This window comes from Pseudomonas sp. 8_5_2, from assembly GCF_059295255.1.
In genome coordinates this window covers 5,604,994-5,626,726 of the sequence record NZ_CM181238.1, presented here as the reverse complement: position 1 = coordinate 5,626,726, position 21,733 = coordinate 5,604,994, and the positions used below count along the sequence as shown (strand labels likewise).

At 63.5% G+C, this 21,733-nt stretch carries 24 protein-coding genes; 9 read left to right on the top strand and 15 right to left on the bottom strand.

What is annotated here, in order from left to right; translation table 11 throughout:
- Positions 1-34 precede the first annotated feature (34 nt).
- The 5 genes from AC5O5R_RS25695 to AC5O5R_RS25675 all read right to left on the bottom strand — a co-directional run bounded on the left by AC5O5R_RS25695 (position 35) and on the right by AC5O5R_RS25675 (position 6,281).
- Entirely contained in the window at positions 35-1,435 is a 1,401-nt protein-coding gene (locus AC5O5R_RS25695) for a M16 family metallopeptidase (RefSeq protein WP_494514825.1), read from the bottom strand.
- Complete coding sequence (locus tag AC5O5R_RS25690) at positions 1,432-2,769, bottom strand: M16 family metallopeptidase (RefSeq protein WP_494514824.1); 1,338 nt, start codon at positions 2,767-2,769, stop codon at positions 1,432-1,434. Before AC5O5R_RS25690 ends, AC5O5R_RS25695 begins: the two co-directional genes overlap by 4 nt.
- Before the next feature lie 71 nt (positions 2,770-2,840).
- Complete coding sequence (gene rsmD, locus AC5O5R_RS25685) at positions 2,841-3,443, bottom strand: 16S rRNA (guanine(966)-N(2))-methyltransferase RsmD (RefSeq protein WP_172227235.1); 603 nt, start codon at positions 3,441-3,443, stop codon at positions 2,841-2,843.
- Positions 3,443-4,933 (bottom strand): M16 family metallopeptidase, encoded by a 1,491-nt coding sequence (locus tag AC5O5R_RS25680; protein WP_494514823.1) that lies wholly within the window; start codon positions 4,931-4,933, stop codon positions 3,443-3,445. Before AC5O5R_RS25680 ends, rsmD begins: the two co-directional genes overlap by 1 nt.
- A complete protein-coding gene (locus AC5O5R_RS25675) occupies positions 4,926-6,281 on the bottom strand; it encodes a M16 family metallopeptidase (protein WP_172233070.1) in 1,356 nt (451 codons plus the stop codon). Before AC5O5R_RS25675 ends, AC5O5R_RS25680 begins: the two co-directional genes overlap by 8 nt.
- Before the next feature lie 231 nt (positions 6,282-6,512).
- Between AC5O5R_RS25675 and ftsY the strand changes: the two genes are divergently transcribed.
- The 4 genes from ftsY (at position 6,513) to rpoH (ending at position 10,692) form a co-directional block, all read left to right on the top strand.
- Complete coding sequence (ftsY, locus tag AC5O5R_RS25670; RefSeq protein WP_172228356.1) at positions 6,513-8,030, top strand: signal recognition particle-docking protein FtsY; 1,518 nt, start codon at positions 6,513-6,515, stop codon at positions 8,028-8,030.
- A gap of 2 nt (positions 8,031-8,032) precedes the next feature.
- A complete protein-coding gene (gene ftsE / locus AC5O5R_RS25665; protein ID WP_172287395.1) occupies positions 8,033-8,704 on the top strand; it encodes a cell division ATP-binding protein FtsE in 672 nt (223 codons plus the stop codon).
- Positions 8,701-9,726, top strand: a complete 1,026-nt coding sequence (gene ftsX, locus AC5O5R_RS25660) for a permease-like cell division protein FtsX (RefSeq protein WP_172287394.1) — start codon at positions 8,701-8,703, stop codon at positions 9,724-9,726. Before ftsE ends, ftsX begins: the two co-directional genes overlap by 4 nt.
- Before the next feature lie 111 nt (positions 9,727-9,837).
- Complete coding sequence (gene rpoH / locus AC5O5R_RS25655) at positions 9,838-10,692, top strand: RNA polymerase sigma factor RpoH (RefSeq protein WP_015272155.1); 855 nt, start codon at positions 9,838-9,840, stop codon at positions 10,690-10,692.
- A 104-nt stretch (positions 10,693-10,796) separates the two neighbouring features.
- Here rpoH and mtgA read toward each other — a convergent pair whose 3' ends face one another.
- Entirely contained in the window at positions 10,797-11,507 is a 711-nt protein-coding gene (mtgA, locus tag AC5O5R_RS25650) for a monofunctional biosynthetic peptidoglycan transglycosylase (protein ID WP_172228362.1), read from the bottom strand.
- Between the two features lie 64 nt (positions 11,508-11,571).
- On the opposite strand from mtgA, the gene AC5O5R_RS25645 reads away from it, so the two are divergent.
- The 4 genes from AC5O5R_RS25645 (at position 11,572) to trmB (ending at position 13,845) form a co-directional block, all read left to right on the top strand.
- Complete coding sequence (locus AC5O5R_RS25645; RefSeq protein ID WP_172228364.1) at positions 11,572-11,943, top strand: DUF423 domain-containing protein; 372 nt, start codon at positions 11,572-11,574, stop codon at positions 11,941-11,943.
- Between the two features lie 102 nt (positions 11,944-12,045).
- Positions 12,046-12,246, top strand: coding sequence for a sulfur carrier protein ThiS (thiS, locus tag AC5O5R_RS25640; RefSeq protein WP_172228366.1), 201 nt, complete (start codon positions 12,046-12,048; stop codon positions 12,244-12,246).
- Between the two features lie 54 nt (positions 12,247-12,300).
- Positions 12,301-13,113 (top strand): thiazole synthase, encoded by an 813-nt coding sequence (locus AC5O5R_RS25635; RefSeq protein ID WP_028698437.1) that lies wholly within the window; start codon positions 12,301-12,303, stop codon positions 13,111-13,113.
- Positions 13,114-13,122: 9 nt separating this feature from the next.
- A complete protein-coding gene (gene trmB / locus AC5O5R_RS25630; RefSeq protein ID WP_172287393.1) occupies positions 13,123-13,845 on the top strand; it encodes a tRNA (guanosine(46)-N7)-methyltransferase TrmB in 723 nt (240 codons plus the stop codon).
- Positions 13,846-14,088: 243 nt separating this feature from the next.
- On the opposite strand, the gene AC5O5R_RS25625 is transcribed toward trmB, so the two are convergent.
- The 9 genes from AC5O5R_RS25625 to AC5O5R_RS25585 all read right to left on the bottom strand — a co-directional run bounded on the left by AC5O5R_RS25625 (position 14,089) and on the right by AC5O5R_RS25585 (position 20,660).
- On the bottom strand, positions 14,089-14,415 hold the full coding sequence (locus AC5O5R_RS25625) for a DUF3392 domain-containing protein (protein ID WP_172228370.1): 327 nt from the start codon (positions 14,413-14,415) through the stop codon (positions 14,089-14,091).
- A gap of 9 nt (positions 14,416-14,424) precedes the next feature.
- Complete coding sequence (gene hemW / locus AC5O5R_RS25620; protein ID WP_494514822.1) at positions 14,425-15,600, bottom strand: radical SAM family heme chaperone HemW; 1,176 nt, start codon at positions 15,598-15,600, stop codon at positions 14,425-14,427.
- Positions 15,597-16,193 (bottom strand): RdgB/HAM1 family non-canonical purine NTP pyrophosphatase, encoded by a 597-nt coding sequence (rdgB, locus tag AC5O5R_RS25615; RefSeq protein ID WP_172228374.1) that lies wholly within the window; start codon positions 16,191-16,193, stop codon positions 15,597-15,599. The genes hemW and rdgB overlap by 4 nt, the downstream gene beginning before the upstream one ends.
- Positions 16,190-16,624 (bottom strand): DUF4426 domain-containing protein, encoded by a 435-nt coding sequence (locus AC5O5R_RS25610; RefSeq protein ID WP_172228376.1) that lies wholly within the window; start codon positions 16,622-16,624, stop codon positions 16,190-16,192. The genes rdgB and AC5O5R_RS25610 overlap by 4 nt, the downstream gene beginning before the upstream one ends.
- Before the next feature lie 22 nt (positions 16,625-16,646).
- Complete coding sequence (gene metW / locus AC5O5R_RS25605) at positions 16,647-17,267, bottom strand: methionine biosynthesis protein MetW (RefSeq protein WP_494511800.1); 621 nt, start codon at positions 17,265-17,267, stop codon at positions 16,647-16,649.
- 7 nt (positions 17,268-17,274) lie between these two features.
- On the bottom strand, positions 17,275-18,414 hold the full coding sequence (gene metX, locus AC5O5R_RS25600) for a homoserine O-succinyltransferase MetX (RefSeq protein ID WP_172226024.1): 1,140 nt from the start codon (positions 18,412-18,414) through the stop codon (positions 17,275-17,277).
- A gap of 98 nt (positions 18,415-18,512) precedes the next feature.
- Positions 18,513-19,103, bottom strand: coding sequence for a YggT family protein (locus AC5O5R_RS25595; protein WP_172226027.1), 591 nt, complete (start codon positions 19,101-19,103; stop codon positions 18,513-18,515).
- Between the two features lie 10 nt (positions 19,104-19,113).
- The gene (proC, locus tag AC5O5R_RS25590) at positions 19,114-19,932 is read right to left on the bottom strand and encodes a pyrroline-5-carboxylate reductase (RefSeq protein ID WP_172226030.1); all 819 of its coding nucleotides are present in this window, start codon (positions 19,930-19,932) and stop codon (positions 19,114-19,116) included.
- A 38-nt stretch (positions 19,933-19,970) separates the two neighbouring features.
- A complete protein-coding gene (locus tag AC5O5R_RS25585; protein ID WP_494514821.1) occupies positions 19,971-20,660 on the bottom strand; it encodes a YggS family pyridoxal phosphate-dependent enzyme in 690 nt (229 codons plus the stop codon).
- A gap of 65 nt (positions 20,661-20,725) precedes the next feature.
- Here AC5O5R_RS25585 and AC5O5R_RS25580 point away from each other — a divergent pair, with 65 nt between their 5' ends.
- Entirely contained in the window at positions 20,726-21,724 is a 999-nt protein-coding gene (locus tag AC5O5R_RS25580; protein WP_494514820.1) for a type IV pilus twitching motility protein PilT, read from the top strand.
- Positions 21,725-21,733: the final 9 nt, after the last annotated feature.

The window sequence follows — 21,733 nt, the reverse complement described above, 5'->3', positions numbered from 1 at the left end:
TAGAGTGCCATGAAACAGCGCGACTGTACCTGCGCTATTGGTCGACCGACGCAGGCTCCGGCAGTGGCAGTTGCTCGGTGTCCGCTCCTATGGAGACGAATACTTCCGGGGCGTTGCGCAGCCACACTTGCGCGGCTTCACGAAGGTTTCCGGGTGTCAGTGTGCCTAGCTTGTCGAGGTAGGTAGCAAGATGGTTCCCCGGCAATCCATGGTGACTGTAAGTCGCAAGGGCTTTGGCCAGTTTCGCTTTATCCAGAAGTTCTTTATGCAGTTGACCCGCTAGCTGGTTCAAGGCCATGTCGCATTCGGCCTGGCTAGGGCCACGGTCGCCCAGGCACCGCATAATGCTGGATATCAGCGCCGCTGCCCCGTCTCGGTACTGTGGTGCGACGTCCCAGAGTATGTGCAACAAGCTGCCGGCATCATGGGGTGTGAGCGAGGAATAGATGGCATAGGTCAGACCGCGTCGGACACGTAGTTCCTGAATCAGACGGGATTCATAACCCCCGCCCAGGATTGCGTCCAGTAGCGTCAGGGCGGGATATACCATGTCACCCGCTGTGACATTCGATGAAATGGTCAGCATACCGCGGGTTGTGGTACTGGAGCGTTCGATGTGCCGGACAAGGGGCGAGTGTGGGGCTACCGGCGGCAAATCCTGCGCGACCCACTGCTGAGGGAGCGCGCGAACGAGTTTGCCGACCAGGTCTTCGGCCTCTTCGCGCGTCAAGTTCCCCACCAGGCCTATATCGAGATTACTGGCCGAATAGGCTCGCTGGTGGAAAGCCCTCAACTGCTCGCCGGTGAATTTGCTGATGTCTGCCGGAATCGAAGCTGTCGCATAGGGATGACCCTTGAAGACATGTGCGTTGGTCGTTTCAAGCAGCCGGTTAATCGTGCCGCGTGCCTGGGCAGAACCCAGGAAAGCCAGCCGTTCTCGGATCTTGTCCACATCAGCAGTTCTGAACGCCGGGTGTGCAAGCATGTCCGTGAGCAGTTGCATGACGCTGTTGCGAAGGCTTGGCAAGCTAAGGCAGCGCAGTGTGATGAGGGCGCTGCTGGTTTTCAGTCGGGTCTCCAGTACTGCTCCCAGCCCCTCGATTTGTGCTGCAAAGTCGGCCGCCTCCAGCTGCTCCGTCCCTTGGTCGAGGCTGTAAAGCACCAAGGCAGCGAGCCCCGGTTCGGGGCCATCCAGCACGCTGCCGGCCCGGAAGCGCAACGACAGATCGAACATCGGGCGGTCATGAGACGCAATGAAGCTGACCCTTGCTCCTTCGCGGGTCTGCCATTGCTGCGCTTCGGCTTGCAACGGCGGTATTTTGCCAAGCTCGATGTCATGGGCTGATTGCAGTTTGGTCATGGCTGCTACAGCAGTGTCGGTCGCCGGGCCATCGCACAGCAATGGAGGCGTGGTGAGGGTGTGGTCGTGGGTCATGCTGCTGCTCCTGGCTGAAAGTAGGTGATGGTCAGCCGCTCGCGTCCCAGGTAGGCAAGCGCCACGCTCTGCACCGTGGCACTGTCCAAACTTCCGATAATGCGGGCTTCCTGATCCAGAACTGAGGGGGACAGGCCGGCAGCAGCGGCCGCGCCAATTCGTGTTGCCTGCCCTTCAAGGTCATCGAGGCTGAACAGCCGTCGAGTGAGCATTCGCAACTTTGCACGTTCCAGCTCTTCAGATGACAGTGGCGCCAGTCGCAGCTCGGCAATCATCTGGTAGATCGCCTCTGCGGCTTGCTCGGGTGTGGCGTTGCTGGTGTTCACAGCAGCGGTAATGGTCAGCAGAGTGTCACCGCGAACCAACGGATCGTAATTGACGCTCACATTCGAAATCAGGCGTCTTTCGCGCACCAGGTCGCTATACAGCAGTGAGCTGTCGCCCTTGCCGAGCATGTCGCAGATAAGTTCCAGTGTTGGCGCTAACGTTGGGTCAAGCGCCGTCGCGCAGCTCGGGACGTTGAACGACATACGCACGCCATTGCTGAGTGCCGGCAGTGCTACGGTGTGTTTGCGTTCATAAGGGACGGAGCCATGGCGGGGGATGGGTGGTTTCGCCAGGGGGGCTCTGGGCAAGCTGCTGAAGTACCGGGATACGTGCAGCCGAAGCGTAGACAGGGCGACATTACCTACCACCACCAGCGTGGCGTTGTTGGGGTGGTACCACGTGCGATACCAGGTTCGCAGTGTTTCAAGCTTGATGTTTTTCAGATCTGCAGGGTAGCCGAAACTCGGTGTGGCATATGCACTCTCGCCATGGGCGAGCATGTCGTGTTGGTTGTATGCCTGCTCCCGCACATTGCTTGCGAACTTGAGCCGATACTCGTCCTCGACCGCTTTGACTCCCTGCCCCATCTCGGGTTGACCGAATGTGGCGGTGCTCATTGCGTCTGCCATGATTTCCAGGGCGATCGGCAAGCGAGCGGCCGGCAGCATCATCTGGTATGCAGTAGCGTCATCCAGGGTGACGGCGTCGCTGGAGCCGCCAAGTCGCGCGATCACTCTGCTGAACTGGCCGGCCGCAAGCTTGCTGCTGCCTTCGAAGACCAAGTGCTCCAACAGGTGTGACAGATTGCTATGGCCGACAGGCTCATGGCTGACCCCCACGTGCACCCACAGCTGGACTGCAGCCAGCGAAGTGCCGAGATCCTCGCGCAGGTAGACGGACAAGCCATTGTCCAGCGCGAAGTGCTGTAAAGGGACGGGGGCAGCGGCCGCGACAGATGCTAGTCCGTCGTTGACCTTTTCAATGTCGAGAGGGGATGTGGATGTCATCGCTGAAGTGCTCCGGTTGCGGTAAACCGGAACAGCTTCAGTGAAAGGGTCAGCCGGGTTGCACTACTTGTTTAGCCCCGCTGCCACAGCGCGTAATGCACCTGGCCGGTTTTTTTCTCGCGGTGCAGGCGCCAGCTGCCGGGCATCTGCAGGCTAGACGGCGCAGCCTCGCTTTCGGTGTAGACCCAGGCTTGCTCGCGCAGCCACCCATTTTGCTCCAGCAGGTTGCAGGTATTGGCCAGCAGGTCCTGATGGAACGGCGGGTCGAGGAACACCACGTCGAACTGCTGCTTGGCCGGGCCTTGCAGGTAGCGCAGGGCGTCGGTCTGCAGGATTTGCCCGCGCGGGCAGCGCAGCAGTTCGAGGTTGTTCTTCAGGTTGGCGATGGCTGCCGCGTTACTGTCCAGCGCCACAGCATTTTCGGCCCCGCGTGACAGGGCTTCGAGCACCAGGGCACCGCTGCCGGTGAAGGCATCCAGTACCTGGGCACCCTCGATATACGGGGCCAACCAGTTGAACACGGTTTCGCGCACGCGGTCGGGCGTTGGCCGCAGGCCCTCGCCCTCGGGCACCGCCAGGCGGCGGCTGCGCCACTCGCCGGCGATAATGCGCAGGTGGCCCTGGCCCTTGCTTTGGCCCGTCTGCGGGCGGGCGGGGGAGGTGGATCTTGGCATTAGTGCTCCGGTACCCCGAGCGCTTGCTCGGAGGGCTTGTCAGTAGGTGCTGGCAGCGGTTGTTGCGGCACTTTCGGGCCGGCGGTGACGATAACCAGTTTATCGGCTGACAGGTGTTTGTTCATGGCCGCCTTGACCTGCTCGACGGTCAGGGCCTGGGACTGCTGCATGAAGTCCTCCAGCCAGGTCAGCGGCAGGTTGTAGAAACCAATGGCGCCCAGTTGGCCGACGATACTGGCGTTGCTGGCATTGGACAGCGGGAAGCTGTCGGCCAGTTCGCGCTTGGCATCGTCCAGCTCCTGCTGGGTGGGGCCGGTCTTGAGGTAGTCGGCAAGAATATCCTGCACCAGCTTGAGCGTGCCTTCGCTGAGTTCGGCGCGGGTTTGCAGGTTGATCATGAACGGACCACGCACCTGCATCGGGCTGAACACCGAGTACACGCCATAAGTGAGGCCGCGCTTTTCACGTACTTCGCTCATCAGGCGGGTGCCGAATGCGCCGCCGCCGAGGATCTGGTTGCCCAGCGACAAGGCCGGCCAGTCCGGGTCCTGGCGGTCGATGCCGAGCTCGGCCAGCATCAGGTGGGTCTGCTTGGACGGGAAGTCGATGTGCGTCAGACCGGCCTTGGCTTCTGCAGGCTGGGCAGGTGCGGCGAGCGCCGGGCCTTTTGGCAGGCCGTCCGATACCTGTGCGGCAATGGCCTCGGCTTCGGCGCGGCTGAGGTCGCCGACCAGGGCTATGACCGCGTTGCTGCCGGTGTAGGCCTTGGCGTGGAACGCACGCAGCTGGTCGAGGGTAATGCCGGTGACGCTTTCGGCAGTGCCGTCGCTCGGGTGAGCGTACGGGTGATCGCCGTAGAGCTTGCCGAACAGCGCCTTGCCGGCAATCTTGCCTGGGTTCTGCTTCTCGTATTCGAAACCGGCCAGCATCTGGTTCTTGATGCGCTTGAGGGCGTCTTCCGGGAAAGTCGGTTTGCCGGCTACCTCGGAGAACAGCTTGAGCGCCGGCTCACGCTTGTCCTTGGCGCTGAGGCTGCGTAGCGAGGCCACGGCCATGTCGCGGTAGGAGCCGTTGCCAAAATCCGCGCCCAGGCCTTCGAAGCCCTCGGCGATGGCGGTCACATCCTTGCCGGCCACGCCCTCGTTGAGCATGGCGTTGGTCAGGGCTGCCAGGCCAGGTGTGCCGCCGTCCTGGCTGCTGCCGGCAGCGAAGGTTACGCGCAGGTCGAACATGGGCAGTTCGCGGGCTTCGACGAACAGCACCCGGGCGCCTTCGGCGGTGGTCCAGTGCTGGATGTTCAGCTCACGCCGGCTGGGTGCCTTGCCATCCAGTTCGGCCAGCGACTGCAACGTGTTGGCCGGGCGCGCGGCGCTGCTGTCGGCCTTTGCTGCGTTATCCGCCATGGCCGGGGTGACCAGCACTGCTGTCAGCGTCAGGGCGCGGATGCCCGTGGCCAGCAAGGTTGGGCGTGATGCGCGGCGATCACTCATGAGCGGACTCCTCGGGCAGTACATGGGCAACGCTCAGGCGTTCGCGGGTGAAGTAGGTGCGCGCGGCGTTCTGGATGTCCTGCGGGGTCACGCGCTTGAGCTCGTCCAGCTCGCTGTCGATAAGCTTCCAGGACAGGCCGACGGTTTCCAGCTGGCCAATGGTGGTGGCCTGGCTGCTGATGGAGTCGCGGTCGTAGACCAGGCCAGCGATGACCTGGGCGCGCACGCGTTCGAGTTCCTCGGCGCTGGGCGGTGTGGTCTTGAGTTCGTCAAGCAGCTGCCACACGCCCTTTTCGACATCGGCGAGGGTTTTCTGCTTTTGCACGTTCGGCGTGGCCGAGATCAGGAACAGGCTGTCGCCGCGGGTGAAGGCGTTGTAGCTGGATGAGGCGCCGGCTACCAGCTCCTGGCCACGCTCCAGGCGCGCCGGCATGCGGGCGCTGTAGCCACCGTCGAGCAGGGCCGAGATCAGGCGCAGGGCATGCACCGTGCGCGGCTCCTTGGCGGTGGGCAGGCCGGGGACGTTGAAGCCGTAGATCAGGCTGGGCAGCTGGGTGCGTACGTGCAGGGTCAGCTGGCGCTGGCCAGGTTCGGCCAGCTCCAGGGGCAGTTTGGCCGGCGGCACCGGGCGCTTGGGGATGGCGCCGAAGTACTTCTGCGCCAGGCCCTTGACCTCGTCGGCGGTGACATCGCCGACCACCACCAGGGTGGCGTTGTTGGGCGCGTACCAGGATTCATACCAGTGGCGCAGCTCCTCGACCTTCATGCGCTCCAGGTCGGCCATCCAGCCGATGGTCGGGGTGTGGTAGCCGCTGGCCGGGTAGGCCATGGCGCGGAACAGCTCGAACGCCTTGGAATTGGGCTGGTCATCGGTGCGCAGGCGGCGTTCTTCCTTGATTACCTCGATTTCGCGGCTGAACTCGTCGGCGGGCAGGCGCAGGCTGGCCAGGCGGTCGGCTTCCAGCTCCAGGGCTACCGGCAGGCGGTCGCGGGCCAATACCTGGTAATAGGCGGTGTAATCGTCGCTGGTAAAGGCATTTTCTTCGGCGCCGAGGTCGCGCAGGATGCGCGATGCTTCGCCGGGGCCGACTTTGGCGCTGCCCTTGAACATCATGTGTTCCAGCGCATGGGAAAGCCCGGTCTGGCCCGGGGTTTCATAGCTGGAGCCGACCTTGTACCAGATCTGCGAGACCACCACCGGGGCGCGGTGGTCCTCGCGCACGACCACTTTCAGGCCATTGTCGAGGATGAATTCGTGGGTGGGTTGCACATCGGCGGCCAAGGCCGCGAGCGGCAGGCAGAGCGTGCCGAGCAACAGGCCAGCGGCGCGGCGGGCTAGAGCATTCATACGGTGTTTAACCTGTTCGGCGGCCTGCTGGGTTTAGCGTCGGCGGGCCAGGAGATGCTAGGATACTGATCCGGTTGCCTGGCGACCATGCCTGTCGCCGTTCTGGCCCACAGGACACTTCGACAAAACGTTGCGCATGAACCAGCCGGCTTCAAGATAGTCTGTTCTGCGTAGAAAGAATTCCCGATGCGCCATTGCTGGCTCATCGCTACCCTGAGATAGCCGTCTTCCATGTTTGGTTCCAACGACGACAAGAAAGCGCCGGCCGAGGCTGGTGAAAAGAAAGGCCTGTTCAGCTGGTTTCGCAAGAAACCGCAGCAACCCGACTTGCCCGCGAATGAAGCCCCCGCCGTCGAGCCGCCAGTAGCCGCTCCGGTCGAGGTATCGCCTGCCGAAACACCGCATGCCGCCGAGCCCGTCAAGGCCCCTGCGGCTGCGCCGCTGGTTGAGCCGACGCAGGTCGCGGAATCCGTCCAGTACCCGGTAGTCGAAGCCTCCGAGGCTGAACCGGTTGCCGTTCAGCCGTTGCCGGCTCCGGAGCCGGTCGCGGTGCCGCCGCTGGATGCACCAGCCGTGCAGCCGGTCCAGGCCGCGCCGGCGGAGCCTGGCCCGGTCGTCGAGCAGGCCGCGCCAGTCAGCAACCTGGTATTGCCAGTTGCCGAAGAGCCTGTGGCCCTGGTGCCAGATCTGGAGCCCAAAGCGCCGCCCGTCATCCCTGAGCGTCCTGAGCCAGCGCCTGCTGCGCCGGTGGCCACCGCCGCGGTCGCGACCACCGTCGTCGAACCACAGGCTGAAGCCGCGCCCGCCGTGGCCGAGCAGGCCAAACCCGGCTTCTTCGCCCGCCTCAAGCAGGGCCTGTCGAAGACCAGCGCCAGCATCGGCGAGGGCATGGCCAGCCTGTTCATGGGCAAGAAAGTCATCGATGACGACCTGCTCGACGAAATCGAAACCCGCCTGCTGACCGCCGACGTCGGCGTGGAAGCCACGTCGGCCATCGTCCAGAACCTGACCCAGAAGGTCGCGCGCAAGCAGCTGGCCGATGCCGATGCCCTGTACAAGTCGCTGCAGGAAGAGCTGGCCGCGCTGCTGCGCCCGGTCGAGCAGCCGCTGAAGGTGCAGGCGCAGAACAAGCCCTACGTGATCCTGGTTGTTGGCGTGAACGGCGCCGGCAAAACCACCACCATCGGCAAGCTGGCCAAGAAGCTGCAGCTTGAAGGCAAGAAGGTGATGCTGGCCGCTGGCGATACCTTCCGCGCTGCAGCGGTCGAGCAGTTACAGGTGTGGGGCGAGCGCAACCAGATCCCGGTCATCGCTCAGCACACCGGTGCCGACTCCGCCTCGGTGATCTTCGATGCGGTGCAAGCCGCCAAGGCCCGTGGCGCCGATGTGCTGATCGCCGACACTGCCGGCCGCCTGCACACCAAGGACAACCTGATGGAGGAGCTGAAAAAGGTTCGCCGGGTCATCGGCAAGCTCGATGCCGACGCGCCGCACGAGGTGCTGCTGGTGCTCGATGCCGGCACCGGCCAGAACGCCATCAGCCAGGCCAAGTACTTCAACCAGAGCGTCGAACTGACCGGCCTGGCCCTGACCAAGCTGGACGGTACTGCCAAGGGCGGGGTGATCTTCGCCCTGGCCAAGCAGTTCAAGCTGCCCATCCGCTTCATCGGTGTCGGTGAAGGCATCGACGACCTGCGCACCTTTGAAGCCGAGCCGTTCGTCAAGGCTCTGTTCGCCGAGCGAGACTGACCATGATCCGATTCGAACAGGTTGCCAAGCGCTATCCCAATGGTCATGTGGGTTTGCATGAACTGAGTTTCCGGGCGCGCCGGGGCGAATTCCTGTTCGTCACAGGCCACTCGGGTGCTGGCAAAAGTACCCTGCTGCGCCTGCTGCTGGCCATGGAACGCCCGACCAGTGGCAAACTGCTGCTGGCAGGCCAGGACCTGGGCCAGATCAGCAATGCGCAGATCCCGTTCCTGCGCCGGCAGATCGGCGTGGTGTTCCAGAATCACCAACTGCTGTTCGACCGCACGGTGTTCAACAACATTGCCCTGCCGCTGCAGATTCTGGGCCTGTCCAAGGCAGAGATCAGCAAACGGGTGGACTCGGCGCTGGAGCGTGTATCGCTGGCCGACAAAGGCGAGCTGTTTCCGGCCGATCTGTCCACCGGGCAGCAGCAACGGGTAGGTATTGCCCGCGCCATCGTTCACCAGCCGGCCCTGCTGCTGGCCGACGAACCCACCGGTAACCTCGACCCGCGCCTGGCTGCAGAGATCATGGGCGTGTTCGAGGACATCAACCGCCTGGGTACCACGGTATTGATCGCCAGCCACGACCTGGCACTGATTGCGCGCATGCGCCACCGCATGCTGACCTTGCAGCGCGGCCGCTTGATCGGCGATGGGGAGGCCGGGCAATGAGCACTACACGTACGCCGAAAGTTTCCGAGCGGGTTGCGCCGAAGCCGGCCGACCCGCAGCCGACGAAGAAAAAGCGCGGTGAAGACGATGACGGCCCGGATTTTCGCACCCTGCTGCATGCCTGGCTGGAAAGCCACCGTGCCAGCATGGCCGACAGCCTGCGCCGCCTTGGCAAGCAGCCTATCGGCAGCTTCTTTACCTGCCTGGTGATGGCGGTGGCGCTGAGCATGCCCATGGGCTTGTCGTTGCTGCTGAAGAACGTCGAACAGTTGGGTGGCTCGTGGCAGCGCGCTGCGCAGATTTCGCTATACCTCAAGCTCGATGCCGGTAGCCGCGATGGCGAGGCGCTGCGCGACGAGATCAAGGGTATGCCGGGGGTGTCGGACGCCCAGTATGTCAGCCGCGAGCAGGCGCTGGAGGAGTTCCAGCAGCAATCCGGCCTGGGCGAGGCCTTGCGTGAACTGCCTGATAATCCGCTGCCTGGTGTGGTGGTGGTGACCCCGACCGAGGTCGACAAACCGGCGCTGGAAGCCCTGCGTCAGCGGCTTTCGGAGCTGCCGCGGGTTGAAGTGGCACAGCTTGACCTGGTGTGGGTCGAGCGTCTGGCGGCGATTCTCAAGCTGGGTGACCGTTTCGTCTTCGGCCTGGCCGTGATGCTGATTTCGGCCCTGCTGTTAGTAATCGGTAACACAATTCGTCTACATATTGAAAACCGCCGTGTCGAGATCGAAGTGATCAAGCTGGTAGGTGGCACCGACGCCTATGTACGCCGGCCTTTCCTGTACATGGGCGCCCTGTATGGCCTGGGTGCGGGCCTGTTGGCGTGGGCCATCCTGGCGTTTGGCCTGAACTGGCTGAACGAGGCCGTAGTAGGGCTTTCCGGGCTGTACGGCAGTGACTTCGCCTTGGGCGGGGTGCCGGCGTCCGATGGTCTGTCGCTCTTGATCGGAGCGGTGCTGTTGGGGTATATCGGTGCATGGATTGCAGTCGCCCGCCACCTGAACGAGCTGGCGCCGCGATAGTTTTTACGTGCCAGCATTGACATTTTCTTCACTTTGGAACTTGTACCGTCGTTCCAGGTCAATGTTGGCAGCACCCACAAGGTGCGAGTCTGGTAAGTCGGAGGTTCTTGAATGACCACATCGTTGCAACCTGCCTATGCCCTGGTACCCGGTGCAAACCTGGAAGCCTATGTGCACACGGTCAACAGCATCCCGCTGCTGACGGTCGAGCAGGAGCGGGATCTGGGCGAGCGTCTCTATTATGAGCAGGATGTCGAGGCCGCTCGTCAAATGGTGATGGCCCACCTGCGTTTTGTCGTACACATTGCCCGTAGCTACGCCGGCTACGGGTTGGCCCAGGCCGACCTGATCCAGGAGGGCAACGTCGGCCTGATGAAAGCCGTCAAACGCTTCAACCCGGAAATGGGCGTGCGCCTGGTGTCTTTCGCCGTGCACTGGATCAAGGCAGAGATCCACGAGTTCATCCTGCGCAACTGGCGCATCGTCAAGGTGGCTACCACCAAGGCCCAGCGCAAGCTGTTCTTCAACCTGCGCAGCCAGAAAAAGCGCCTGGCCTGGCTGAACAACGACGAAGTGCATCGCGTAGCGGAAAGCCTTGGCGTCGAGCCGCGTGAAGTGCGCGAGATGGAAAGCCGCCTCAGCGGCCAGGACATGGCCTTCGACCCGGCAGCGGAAGCTGACGACGACAGCGCCTTCCAGTCGCCTGCGCATTACCTGGAAGACCACCGGTACGACCCGGCGGTGCAGCTGGAGGATGCCGACTGGAGCGATAACTCCACCAGCAACCTGCATGAAGCGCTGCAAGGGCTGGACGAGCGTAGCCGCGACATTCTGTATCAGCGCTGGTTGGCCGAAGAGAAAGCCACGTTGCATGAGCTGGCGGACAAGTACAGCGTTTCGGCTGAGCGCATTCGCCAGCTGGAGAAGAATGCGATGAACAAGGTCAAGGCGTTGATCGCTGTTTGATCCAGCCTTGGCTGCACTGAAAAGCCGCTGGCCCTGATCGGGTGAGCGGCTTTTTTGTTTGTGGCTTCAAGGGCCTCTTCGCGGGCGTGCCCGCGAAAAGGCCCTTAAAGCTTCCGCGGAGTGTCGAGCTGCATCAGATAGCTGGGCCCACCCAACTGGCTCATCTGCCGGCGAATCCATCCGGCACGGCTGGCCACGTAGGCACTCGGCCGGCTGGCACTCCACTTGATCGGGCTCGGCAGCACCGCCGCCAGCTGCGCGGCCTGCTGACGGCTGAGCCGGCTGGCATCGACGCCAAAGTGATAGCGCGCCGCTGCCTGGGCGCCAAATACACCCTTGCCCCACTCGGCACTGTTCAGATAAACCTCGAGAATTCGTTCTTTCGACCAGAACAATTCGATCAGCGCGGTGAACCAGGCCTCCAGGCCCTTGCGCAGCCAACTGCGGCCCGACCACAGGAACAGGTTCTTGGCCACCTGCTGAGTGAGGGTGCTGGCACCACGCACGCTGCCACCGCGCTCGTTGTAGGCCAGTGCCGCCTGGATGGCCGGGATGTCAAAACCCCAGTGGCTGGCGAACTTCTGGTCTTCGCCAGCGATGACCGCGACCTTGAGCTCGTCGGAAATGTTTTCCCACGGCTGCCAGTCGCGCTGCAGGTCGATCGGCTCGCCATTCACCCAGGACTGTACCTTGCGCTCGACCATCAGGGCAGTGCCGGGCGGCGGCACCCAGCGAAACACCAGCACCAGCACGATGCTGCCGGCAGCAAACCAGAGCAGGGCACGGGTGAGGCGGCGAAGAAGGGTTGGCAGCATGTCGATGGCTTGGCCGTACGGGTGGAAGGGGCCATTATACAGACCCGATCCTAGGAGTCGTCCCATGCTTCGCAGCTTCCTCATGCTTGCCGCCTTTTTCGGCTTTACCGGGGTCGCCCTGGGTGCCTTCGCTGCCCACGGCCTGAAGAACCGGCTGACGGCGGACTACCTGGCGATTTTCCACACCGGTGTGACCTACCAGTTGGTCCATACCCTGGCGATCCTTGCCGTTGCGGTGCTTTCAGCGCACCTGCCGGGGCGCCTGGTCGGCTGGGCCGGCGGCCTGTTCGCCCTGGGCATTGTGCTGTTCTCCGGCAGCCTGTACCTGCTGACCCTCAGCGGCGTGAGCAAGCTGGGCATCATCACCCCAATCGGCGGCCTGTGCTTCCTCGCCGGCTGGCTGTGCCTGGGCCTGGCAGCCTGGCGGCTGGGCTGACCAAGTGGTCCACAATCGCGACTAATGGCGTGCACCGCCCTTGGGTTGCAGGGTGGTTCGGCGCTAGAATGCGGGCCCCAAAGAACAATGGTGGCCGTGCGCATGCGCATTCAACTGAACGGTGAACCTTACGAACTGCCTGCCGGCGAGAGCGTTGCAGCCCTGCTGACGCGTCTGGAGCTGGGCGGGCGCCGGGTTGCAGTGGAACTGAACCTGGACATCGTGCCGCGTAGCCAGCACGACAGCACGCTGCTGAACGACGGCGACCAGGTCGAAGTGGTCCACGCCATCGGTGGCGGCTGACAGCAGCCCGGCGGTTCACAAGCAAGCCCTGCAACCTTTTCCCGAGGAACAACGATGAGCAACGTTCGTAGCGACAAGCCCTTCACCCTGGCCGGGCGTACTTTCCAGTCGCGCCTGCTGGTCGGCACCGGCAAGTACCGTGACATGGAAGAAACCCGCCTGGCCACCGAGGCCTCGGGTGCCGAAATCGTCACTGTCGCCGTGCGCCGCACCAACCTTGGCCAGAATGCGGGCGAGCCGAACCTGCTCGACGTGCTGTCTCCCGACAAATACACCATCCTGCCGAACACCGCAGGCTGCTTCGATGCGGTGGAAGCCGTACGCACTTGCCGGCTGGCGCGCGAACTGCTCGATGGGCGCAAATCGCATGAGTCCCGGACGCTGGTGAAACTGGAAGTGCTGGCCGACCAGAAGACCCTGTTCCCCAACGTGATCGAAACCCTCAAGGCCGCCGAAGTGCTGGTCAAGGACGGTTTCGACGTGATGGTGTACACCAGCGATGACCCGATCATCGCCCGTCAGCTGGCCGAAGCCGGCTGCATCGCGGTCATGCCCCTGGCTGGCCTGATCGGTACCGGCCTGGGGATCTGCAACCCCTACAACCTGCAGATCATCCTGGAAGAATCCAAGGTACCGGTGCTGGTCGATGCCGGCGTGGGTACCGCTTCCGACGCCACCATTGCCATGGAGATGGGTTGCGAGGCCGTGCTGATGAACTCGGCCATCGCCCATGCCCAGCAGCCGGTGCTGATGGCCGAAGCCATGAAGCACGCCATCGTCGCTGGTCGCCTGGCCTACCTGGCCGGCCGCATGCCGAAGAAACTCTACGCCAGCGCCTCTTCGCCGCTGGATGGTCTGATCAAGTAAGAGCCACAGATGACTGAATCGCACGATACGCCGAGCACCCCTGACGGCGAAGCCCGCCCGCACCGCCGCATCAAGAGTTTCGTGATGCGCGCCGGGCGCATGACCGAAGGCCAGCAGCGCGGCCTGGACCAGGGCGGCCCGCTGTACATCCTGCCGCTGGCCGACAGCCCGGTGGACTACGACCAGGTATTCGGCCGTTCGGCGCCGCGCACCCTGGAGATCGGCTTCGGCATGGGCCATTCCCTGCTGGAAATGGCGGCTGCCGCGCCTGATCAGGACTTCATCGGCGTGGAAGTGCACCGCCCGGGTGTTGGCGCGCTGCTCAACGGCGTGCTGACCCAGGGGCTGAAGAACCTGCGGGTGTATGACTGCGATGCGATCGAAGTGCTGAACCGCTGCGTGGCGGACAACAGCCTCGACCGCTTGATGCTGTTCTTCCCCGACCCATGGCACAAGGCGCGCCATCACAAGCGCCGCATCGTCCAGCTGGAATTCGCCGAGCTGGTACGGCGCAAGCTCAAGCCCGGTGGCGTGTTCCACATGGCCACTGACTGGGAGCCGTATGCCGAGTACATGCTTGAAGTGATGAGCGCGGCCCCGGGCTACCGCAACCTTGCAGCCGACGGCAGCTACGTGCCACGCCCTGAAGAGCGCCCGATCACCAAGTTCGAACGTCGCGGTGAGCGGTTGGGGCATGGGGTGTGGGACTTGAAGTTCGAGAAGGTGGATTGATCGGCTGATCCGGCCTTTCGGTGCGCTGCTGCCTGCAGAAATGCAGGCGCAAAAAAACCGCCTTGAGAAAGGCGGTTTTTTTATGTGAGCGACAGGACTGAGTATCCTTTCGCTCCGGGGCGTCACTGAAAACCCTCCACACGAAAATGTCGGGATTTCATGCGCGATCACTTCGATGACGCCCGCTAAAGGGTAGTCGGGTGGTAGGGCTGCCCTGGTTCTCCGGGGCAGCTTTTAGCAGGCTTACCCGCGGCGGTCAGCCACCACGCCAATGATCACCAGCACCACCAATAATACCGGCGCCAACGCATAGTTGTTGAACTGGCTCAGCCCCTTGACCACCCAAGGCGTGGCATAGATCAGCGCCGCACCGCTGCCGATCATCACCATCAGTGCCATGAACGGCACGCGCAGGGCACCCGCCAGACTGCCCAGGCGTTGTTCGGCCCAGCCTTTGACATCGCTGCCAAACAGCACCAGCAGGCAGCCTACCAAGGCCAGCGAAATCTCCGACAGGTTGCCGCGGCTCCAGCGGGAAACCGTCGCAAGCAGATCAAGTACCAGATCCATGGGTCGTCCTTAGGTCAAGAAATACTGCAGCAGGTCATTGAGGAACAACTGGCCCCGTGGCGTGGCTGCCAGTCGATCCGGTTCGACCTGCAAAAGGCCTTTTTGTTCGGCAGCACGGCGTGCCTCGCGCAGTTGCTCCAGTGGCAATCCGGTGCGCTGAGTGAACAGTTCAGCCTCCACGCCATCGGTGAGGCGCAGCGCATTCATCAGGAACTCGAACGGCAGCTCGTCCACTGGCAGCAGCTTCTCGCCGGCCTTGAACGGCTTGGCCAGGTTCAGGTAGTCCTTGGGCAGGCGGGTTTTCCAGGTACGCAGGATGCGCCCGTCGGCAAAGGTCAGCTTGCCGTGTGCGCCGGCGCCGATGCCGATGAAGTCGCCAAAGCGCCAGTAGTTGAGGTTGTGCCGGGCAGCACGGTCTGGCTGGGCATAGGCCGAAACCTCGTACTGCCGGAAACCGTGCCTGGCCATCAGCGCCTGGCCGGCTTCCTGGATGTCCCAGAGAATGTCGTCCTCCGGCAGCTCGGGTGGCTGGTTCCAGAACACCGTGTTCGGCTCCACGGTCAACTGATACCACGACAAGTGGGTCGGCCCCAGGTCGATGGCCTGGCGCAGATCGCCCAGTGCGTCGTCCAGCGACTGGTCGGGCAGCCCGTGCATCAGGTCCATGTTGAAGTTGTCGAAGCCGGCGGCGCGTGCCATGCCGGCGGCGCGGATCGCTTCATCACCATTGTGGATGCGCCCCAACGCCTGCAGCTTGGCCGGCTGGAAGCTCTGCACGCCGATCGAAAGGCGGTTGATGCCGGTCTGCCGATAGGCCTTGAACTTGTCCTGCTCGAACGTGCCGGGGTTGGCCTCCAGGGTGATCTCGATGTCGGGCGCGAACGGGATGCGCTGCTTCACGCCCCGCAGCAGCTGGCCAAGGGCATTGGCACTGAACAGGCTAGGGGTGCCGCCGCCGAAAAAGATCGAGCTGATCGGGCGGCCCTGTACGGCGGCCAGCTCCTGGTCGAGGTCGGTCAACAGGGCGGCGACGTAGGCGTCTTCCGGCAGTTCAGGGCCGGCAGCGTGGGAGTTGAAGTCGCAGTACGGGCATTTGCGTACGCACCACGGGATGTGGATGTACAGCGCCAGCGGCGGCAGGCTGGTAAAGCCGGCCACGCCGGAATGGGACAGCGTCGCGATCATGCCAGGCCCAGACGTTGGCGCAGCAGGACCATGGCGCGGGCGCGGTGGCTGAGCTGGTTCTTGTCTACCGGGGCCAGGTCGGCGCTGGAGCAGTTGCGCTCTGGTACCCAGAACAGCGGGTCGTAGCCAAAACCGTGCTCGCCGCTGGCCTGGAGCAGAATGCGCCCGTGCCACAGGCCTTCGCACAGGATCGGCAGCGGGTCGTCGGCATGCCGCACCAGCGCCAGCACGCAGACGAACTGGGCACCGCGTTCGGCTTCCGGCACGTCTTTCAGGGCTTCGAGCAGCTTGGCGTTGTTTGCCGCGTCGCCCTTGCCATCGGCATAGCGCGCCGAGTAGATGCCCGGTGCGCCGCCGAGAAAGTCCACCGCCAGGCCCGAATCGTCGGCCAGGGCCGGCAGGCCGGAAATGCGTGCGGCATTGCGTGCCTTGAGGATGGCGTTTTCAACGAACGACAGGCCGGTCTCTTCCGGCTCGACCTGGCTGAACTCGCCGATCGAGCGCAGTTGCACAGACTGGCCGAGCATGGCCTGGAGCTCCTTGAGTTTGCCGGCGTTGTGGCTGGCCAATACGAGTTGCTGGAAATTCATCATTCGCCTGGGAACACTTCCTGGTTGAAGCTGAGGGAGTTGCTGATGCCGCCGGTTTCGATATTCAGGTCGAAGGTGACGGTTTCGGGCTGTTCGATCTTGAACTGGGCGATGTAGTACACCGCGCCCGGTTCGGTAATCTGTTTGAACGACAGCGGGCTGCTGCGCCCGGTCAGGTCCTTGACCGTGCCGCTGACTAACGCCGTGGCAGGCTTGTTGGCCTTGAGCACTGCAACGTTGAGCACACCCTGGTTCTTGCTGCGCACCAGGCCGGTGGCTGCGGCCACCTCGGGTGTGAGCATGCTCGATGTGAAGGCGCTGTAGTGCACCGTCACATCGCCAAACACTTCCTTGCGCTCGGGGCGGGCGGCATCGGCAGCCAGCACCGGCAGGGCCAGGCACAGGCTGATCAGGAGCAGGGTCAGGCGACGCATGGGGTGATTCCTCCGCGGGGCGTCAGACTGCGACCTGGTGCTGTTGCAGGCCCGGGCTGCTGACGCGATAGATGCCGATCTCACCTAGAAGATTAGGCCAAAGCCGGCCGACCCACCCGTTGCGATGCAAGTGGTCGACTGCCAGGCGGTCGAGCACCTTGGCCCTGCGCTCGTGCACCAGTTCCTCGAAGTCGGCGAATGTGCAGAAGTGGATGTTCGGCGTGTTGTACCAGGTATACGGCATGAAGTCCGACACCGGCATGCGGCCTTTGGTCGCCAGGTACCAACGGCAGCGCCAGTGGCCGAAGTTGGGGAAAGTGATGATGCACTGACGGCCCACACGCAGCATCTCGTCGAGGATGCGGTCAGGGTACTCCACGGCCTGCAGGGCCTGGGTCATGATCACCACGTCGAAACTGTTGCTGGCGAAGTTGCCCAGGCCTTTGTCCAGGTCCTGCTCGATGACGTTGACACCCTTGGCCACGCACGCGGCAATGTTGTCGGCGTCGATCTCCAGGCCATAGCCGGTGACCTGCTTGCGGTCACGCAGCGAGGCCAGCAGTTCGCCGCTGCCGCAGCCCAGGTCGAGTACCCGGCTGCCGGCGGGGATCCAGTCGTGGATGATTTCCAGATCGGCTCTCATGCTGTCCTCAGATGGCAATGCGGTTCATGTAGTTCGAGAAACCCTGCATGTAGCGAGGTGTGGGGATCAGGAAGGCATCGTGCCCGTAGGGCGAGTCGATCTCCAGGTAGCAGACGTTCTTGCGTGCGGCCATCAATGCGTCGACGATCTCGCGTGAGCGCGCTGGGGAGAAGCGCCAGTCGGTGGTGAACGACATGATGCAGTAGTCCGCCTTGACGTGGGCCAGCGTGGCAGCCAGGTCGCCGCCCTGGGCAGCTGCCGGGTCGAAGTAGTCCAGCGCCTTGGTCATCAGCAGGTAGGTGTTGGCGTCGAAACGCCCGGAAAACTCCTCGCCCTGGTAGCGCAGATAGCTTTCGACCTGGAACTCGACGCTGTGGAAGTCGTAGTTGAGCTTGTCGCTCTTCAGCTCACGGCCGAATTTTTCACCCATCGAGTCGTCGGACAGGTAGGTGATATGGCCGACCATGCGCGCCAGCATCAGCCCGCGCTTGGGGATCACACCCTGGTCCTGGAATGAACCACCGTGGAATTCGGGGTCGGTAAGAATGGCCTGGCGCGCTACTTCGTTGAAGGCGATGTTCTGTGCCGACAGCTTGGGCGCCGAAGCGATGTCGATGCAGTGGCGCACGCGGTCGGGGTAGCTGATGGTCCATTGCAGCGCCTGCATGCCGCCCAGGCTGCCGCCGACGATGGCGGCCCATTGCTGGATGCCAAGGCGCTCGCCCAGGCGTACCTGGCTGTGCACCCAGTCTTCCACGGTCAGTACCGGGAAGTCGGCGCCATACGGTTTGCCGGTGGCAGGGTTGGTGCTGCTGGGGCCGGTACTGCCATTGCAGCCGCCGAGGTTGTTCAGGCTGACCACGAAGAACCGGTTGGTGTCGATGGGCTTGCCGGGGCCGATGCAGCTGTCCCACCAGCCCGGCTTGCGGTCGGTGGCGGCGTGATAGCCAGCGGCATGGTGGTGGCCGGACAGGGCATGGCAGATCAGCACGGCGTTGCTCGCGCTGGCGTTCAGGGTGCCATAGGTCTCGTAGACCAGTTCATAACTGGCCAGCGAACGGCCACAGGCCAGGGCCAGCGGTTCATCGAACCGGGCGGTTTGCGGTACTACCAGACCGACGGAATCTTCGGGAAAGACAGTGGACATCGACCCTGCTCACGCTTGACGGAGGCGTAAGTCTAAAGAGCGCTACCCCCAGCGGCAAGCGAAGGCTTGCGCCGGGGGCAACCAAGGTCAGTTGAGGCTCAGATCATGCGCCACAGTTCTTGTGGCATGCCGGCGTAGGCAGCCAGCGGGGGCATGACGAACGACTGGATCACCTGGATAGCCAGGAAGGCGAAAATCGGCGAAATATCCATGCCACCCAGGTTGGGCACGATGCGGCGGAACGGCGCCAGCACCGGCTCGCTGATCTGGTAGGCCAGCTCGGCCGCGGGGTTGTGGCTGTTGGGGGCAACCCACGAAACGATCACCATGACGATCATCGCTACCCAGAAAATCTTCAGGAACAGCGAGGTGATGCCGATGATCGCCCACATCAGCAGGTGCAGCACGTCGCCGAAGGTGCCGTAGGTAACCATCAGCACAAAGCCCATCAACAGGGCCTGGATGATGATCGCCAGCAGCAGCGACGAGGTGTCCAGACCGGCGACACTCGGGATGACACGGCGGATCGGCTTGAGCAGAGGCTGTGTGGCGCGGACGGCGAACTGGCACAGGGGGTTGTAGAAGTTGGCCTTGACCAGTTGCAGGACGAAGCGCAGCAGAACGATCACCAGGTACAGGCTGACCAGGGTTTGCACCACGAAGATCGCGGCGCCGGACAGTGCATTCATTTAAAGCTCCTTATTTGCCCAGTTGCTCGGCCAGCTCGGCGGAACGTGTGGCCGCAGCCTGCAGCGCCTGCTCGACGATGGCTTCGAAGCCGCTGGCCTGGAACGACTTGATCGCCGCTTCGGTGGTGCCGGCAGGCGAGGTCACACGGCGGCGCAGTTCGGCGGCATCGACGTCGCTGGCTACCGCCATACGGGCGGCGCCCAGGGCCGTCTGCAAGGTCAGCTGGGACGCGGTTTCGCGCGGCAGGCCGAGTTTTTCGCCCGCTGCCGTCATGGCCTCGATCAACAGGAAGAAGTACGCCGGGCCGCTGCCGGAGACGGCGGTCACGGCGTCCAGCTGCTGTTCCTGCTGTAACCACAGGGCAGTGCCGACGGCTGACAGCAGTTGTTCGGCCTGTTGGCGTTGTGCTTCGGACACTTCGGCGGTGGCATACAGGCCGCTGACACCCTGGCGCAGCAGTGCCGGGGTGTTGGGCATGCAGCGCACCACCGGGCGAGCGCCCACCCAGCTTTGCAGGCTGGCGCAGGTGATGCCTGCGGCGATGGAAACGATCAGCTGGCCGTCCTGCAGGTGGGGTTGCAAGGCTTGGCACACGGCTTTCATGACCTGCGGCTTGACCGCGAGCACGATCACGTCGGCACCGTCGATGGCCTGGGCGTTGTCCTCGAAGGTTGCAATGCCGTGTTCGGCCTGGATGCGGGTGCGGGTGTCGGCGCCCGGGTCGCTGGCGCGGATATGCGAGGCGTCCAGGCCCTGGGCACGCAGACCACCGATCAGGCTGGCGGCCATGTTGCCGGCGCCGATAAAGGCTATACGGGTCTTGCTCATGTCAGGTCCTTTTGGAAAAGAGTGAGTTAAGCATGGAGTCAGGCATGGTTGCTGTAGTCGCGGGCACCGAACAGGGCGGTGCCGATCCGTACCCAGGTTGCGCCCTGTGCGATGGCGGCTTCCAGGTCGTGGCTCATGCCCATGGACAGGGTGTCCAGGCCAAGCACAAGTTCTTCCTGCAGTTGGCGCAGGCTGGCGAAGGCGCGCTCCTGAGCTGCACGGTCAACGGTGGGCTCGGGAATGGCCATCAGGCCGCGCAGATGCAGGTTGGGCAGCGCAGCCACCGCCTTGGCCAAGGCTGGCAGGTCGGCGGGGGCGCAGCCGGACTTGCTGTCTTCGCCACTGACATTCACCTGCAGGCAGATATTCAGCGGCGCCAGCCCGGCAGGGCGCTGCTCCGACAGGCGTTGGGCGATTTTCAGGCGGTCCACGGAATGTACCCAGTCGAAATGCTCGGCAATGGCTTTGGTCTTGTTCGACTGAATGGGGCCGATGAAGTGCCAGATCAAGGGTAGGTCTCTGAGTTCCTGCTGCTTTGTCAGCGCTTCCTGTAGGTAGTTTTCACCGAAGTCGCGTACGCCAGCGGCGTGGACCTCACGGATGGCGCTGGCGGGCTTGGTCTTGCTCACGGCCAGCAACTGGACGCTGGTCGGCTCACGCCCGGCAGCCTGGGCAGCACTGGCGATGCGGGCGGAAATCGCGGAAAGGTTGTCTGCTAGGGTGGACATGGATCGATGCCGGCAGCTGTAGGGTCTGCCGCATTCTACCTACTTGAAGGCCGTTGGGGAGTCTCATGGATGTGACCGACCTATTGGCCCGGGCCCTGGACGCAGGGGCTTCGGACCTGCACCTGGCAGCGGGCCAGATACCGATGCTGCGCCTGGATGGCGAGTTGCGGCGCATGGCGCTACCACCTTTGGGCCAGGCTGCGCTGATCGACGCCATGGCCGCGGTGCTGGATGAAGACCAGAGCCGGCAGTGGGGCCACGGCGATGAACTGGACCTGGCGCTGGAACTGCCCGGACTCGGGCGCTTTCGGCTCAACCTGTTTCGCCAGTTGAACGGCGCTGGGGTTACCTGGCGCCTGATCCCGGGGTGCATTGCCACGGTGGATGAGCTCGACCTCGCTGATGTGTTTCAAGCTGTTGCGCAATGCCGTGATGGCTTGATTCTCGTGGGTGGGCCGACTGGCAGCGGCAAGTCCAGCACCCTGGCGACGGTAATTGATCAGCTGAACCGGGATCGGGCGCTGCATATCATCACCCTGGAAGACCCGGTGGAGGTTATCCACAGCAGCCAGCGTAGCCTGATCAACCAGCGCGAGATCGGCCGCCATTGCAGCAGCTTTGCCCAGGGGTTGCGCAGTGCGCTGCGCCAGGACCCGGACGTGATCATGATTGGTGAGCTGCGAGACCTGGAAACCATTCGCCTGGCGCTGCGGGCCGCCGAGACGGGGCACCTGGTGCTGGCGACCGTACACACACGGTCAGCAATGAGCAGCATTGACCGGTTGGTTGAGGTCTTTGCTGCCGAGGAGAAGCCGTTGGTGCGGGCAATGCTGGCCGAGTCGTTGCGCTTGGTGGTGGCGCAGGTGCTGGTCAAGCGTGCAGATGGTGGGCTGGTTGCCGCGCGGGAGGTGCTGGTGGCGACACCGGCGGTGCGCAACCTGGTCAGGGAAGGGCGGATGGCGCAGTTGTGTTCGGTGATGCAGGCGGGTGGGGCGCAGGGGATGCGGACGATGGAGGGGGCTTTGCGGAGGCTGAAAGAGAAAGGGTTGATCAGGGACTGGTAGTGTTTGTGC

Coding starts and splice junctions, on each gene's coding strand:
- AC5O5R_RS25690 (WP_494514824.1), bottom strand. CDS start 2,769: ATGACATCCACATCCCCTCTCGACATTGAAAAGGTCAACGACGGACTA.
- trmB (WP_172287393.1), top strand. CDS start 13,123: ATGACTGAATCGCACGATACGCCGAGCACCCCTGACGGCGAAGCCCGC.
- mtgA (WP_172228362.1), bottom strand. CDS start 11,507: ATGCTGCCAACCCTTCTTCGCCGCCTCACCCGTGCCCTGCTCTGGTTT.
- AC5O5R_RS25680 (WP_494514823.1), bottom strand. CDS start 4,933: ATGAGTGATCGCCGCGCATCACGCCCAACCTTGCTGGCCACGGGCATC.
- ftsY (WP_172228356.1), top strand. CDS start 6,513: ATGTTTGGTTCCAACGACGACAAGAAAGCGCCGGCCGAGGCTGGTGAA.
- metW (WP_494511800.1), bottom strand. CDS start 17,267: ATGAGAGCCGATCTGGAAATCATCCACGACTGGATCCCCGCCGGCAGC.
- rpoH (WP_015272155.1), top strand. CDS start 9,838: ATGACCACATCGTTGCAACCTGCCTATGCCCTGGTACCCGGTGCAAAC.
- AC5O5R_RS25595 (WP_172226027.1), bottom strand. CDS start 19,103: ATGAATGCACTGTCCGGCGCCGCGATCTTCGTGGTGCAAACCCTGGTC.
- AC5O5R_RS25625 (WP_172228370.1), bottom strand. CDS start 14,415: ATGGATCTGGTACTTGATCTGCTTGCGACGGTTTCCCGCTGGAGCCGC.
- hemW (WP_494514822.1), bottom strand. CDS start 15,600: ATGATCGCGACGCTGTCCCATTCCGGCGTGGCCGGCTTTACCAGCCTG.
- AC5O5R_RS25610 (WP_172228376.1), bottom strand. CDS start 16,624: ATGCGTCGCCTGACCCTGCTCCTGATCAGCCTGTGCCTGGCCCTGCCG.
- rsmD (WP_172227235.1), bottom strand. CDS start 3,443: ATGCCAAGATCCACCTCCCCCGCCCGCCCGCAGACGGGCCAAAGCAAG.
- AC5O5R_RS25585 (WP_494514821.1), bottom strand. CDS start 20,660: ATGTCCACCCTAGCAGACAACCTTTCCGCGATTTCCGCCCGCATCGCC.
- rdgB (WP_172228374.1), bottom strand. CDS start 16,193: ATGATGAATTTCCAGCAACTCGTATTGGCCAGCCACAACGCCGGCAAA.
- AC5O5R_RS25695 (WP_494514825.1), bottom strand. CDS start 1,435: ATGACCCACGACCACACCCTCACCACGCCTCCATTGCTGTGCGATGGC.
- proC (WP_172226030.1), bottom strand. CDS start 19,932: ATGAGCAAGACCCGTATAGCCTTTATCGGCGCCGGCAACATGGCCGCC.
- ftsX (WP_172287394.1), top strand. CDS start 8,701: ATGAGCACTACACGTACGCCGAAAGTTTCCGAGCGGGTTGCGCCGAAG.
- AC5O5R_RS25580 (WP_494514820.1), top strand. CDS start 20,726: ATGGATGTGACCGACCTATTGGCCCGGGCCCTGGACGCAGGGGCTTCG.
- metX (WP_172226024.1), bottom strand. CDS start 18,414: ATGTCCACTGTCTTTCCCGAAGATTCCGTCGGTCTGGTAGTACCGCAA.
- AC5O5R_RS25645 (WP_172228364.1), top strand. CDS start 11,572: ATGCTTCGCAGCTTCCTCATGCTTGCCGCCTTTTTCGGCTTTACCGGG.
- thiS (WP_172228366.1), top strand. CDS start 12,046: ATGCGCATTCAACTGAACGGTGAACCTTACGAACTGCCTGCCGGCGAG.
- AC5O5R_RS25635 (WP_028698437.1), top strand. CDS start 12,301: ATGAGCAACGTTCGTAGCGACAAGCCCTTCACCCTGGCCGGGCGTACT.
- ftsE (WP_172287395.1), top strand. CDS start 8,033: ATGATCCGATTCGAACAGGTTGCCAAGCGCTATCCCAATGGTCATGTG.
- AC5O5R_RS25675 (WP_172233070.1), bottom strand. CDS start 6,281: ATGAATGCTCTAGCCCGCCGCGCCGCTGGCCTGTTGCTCGGCACGCTC.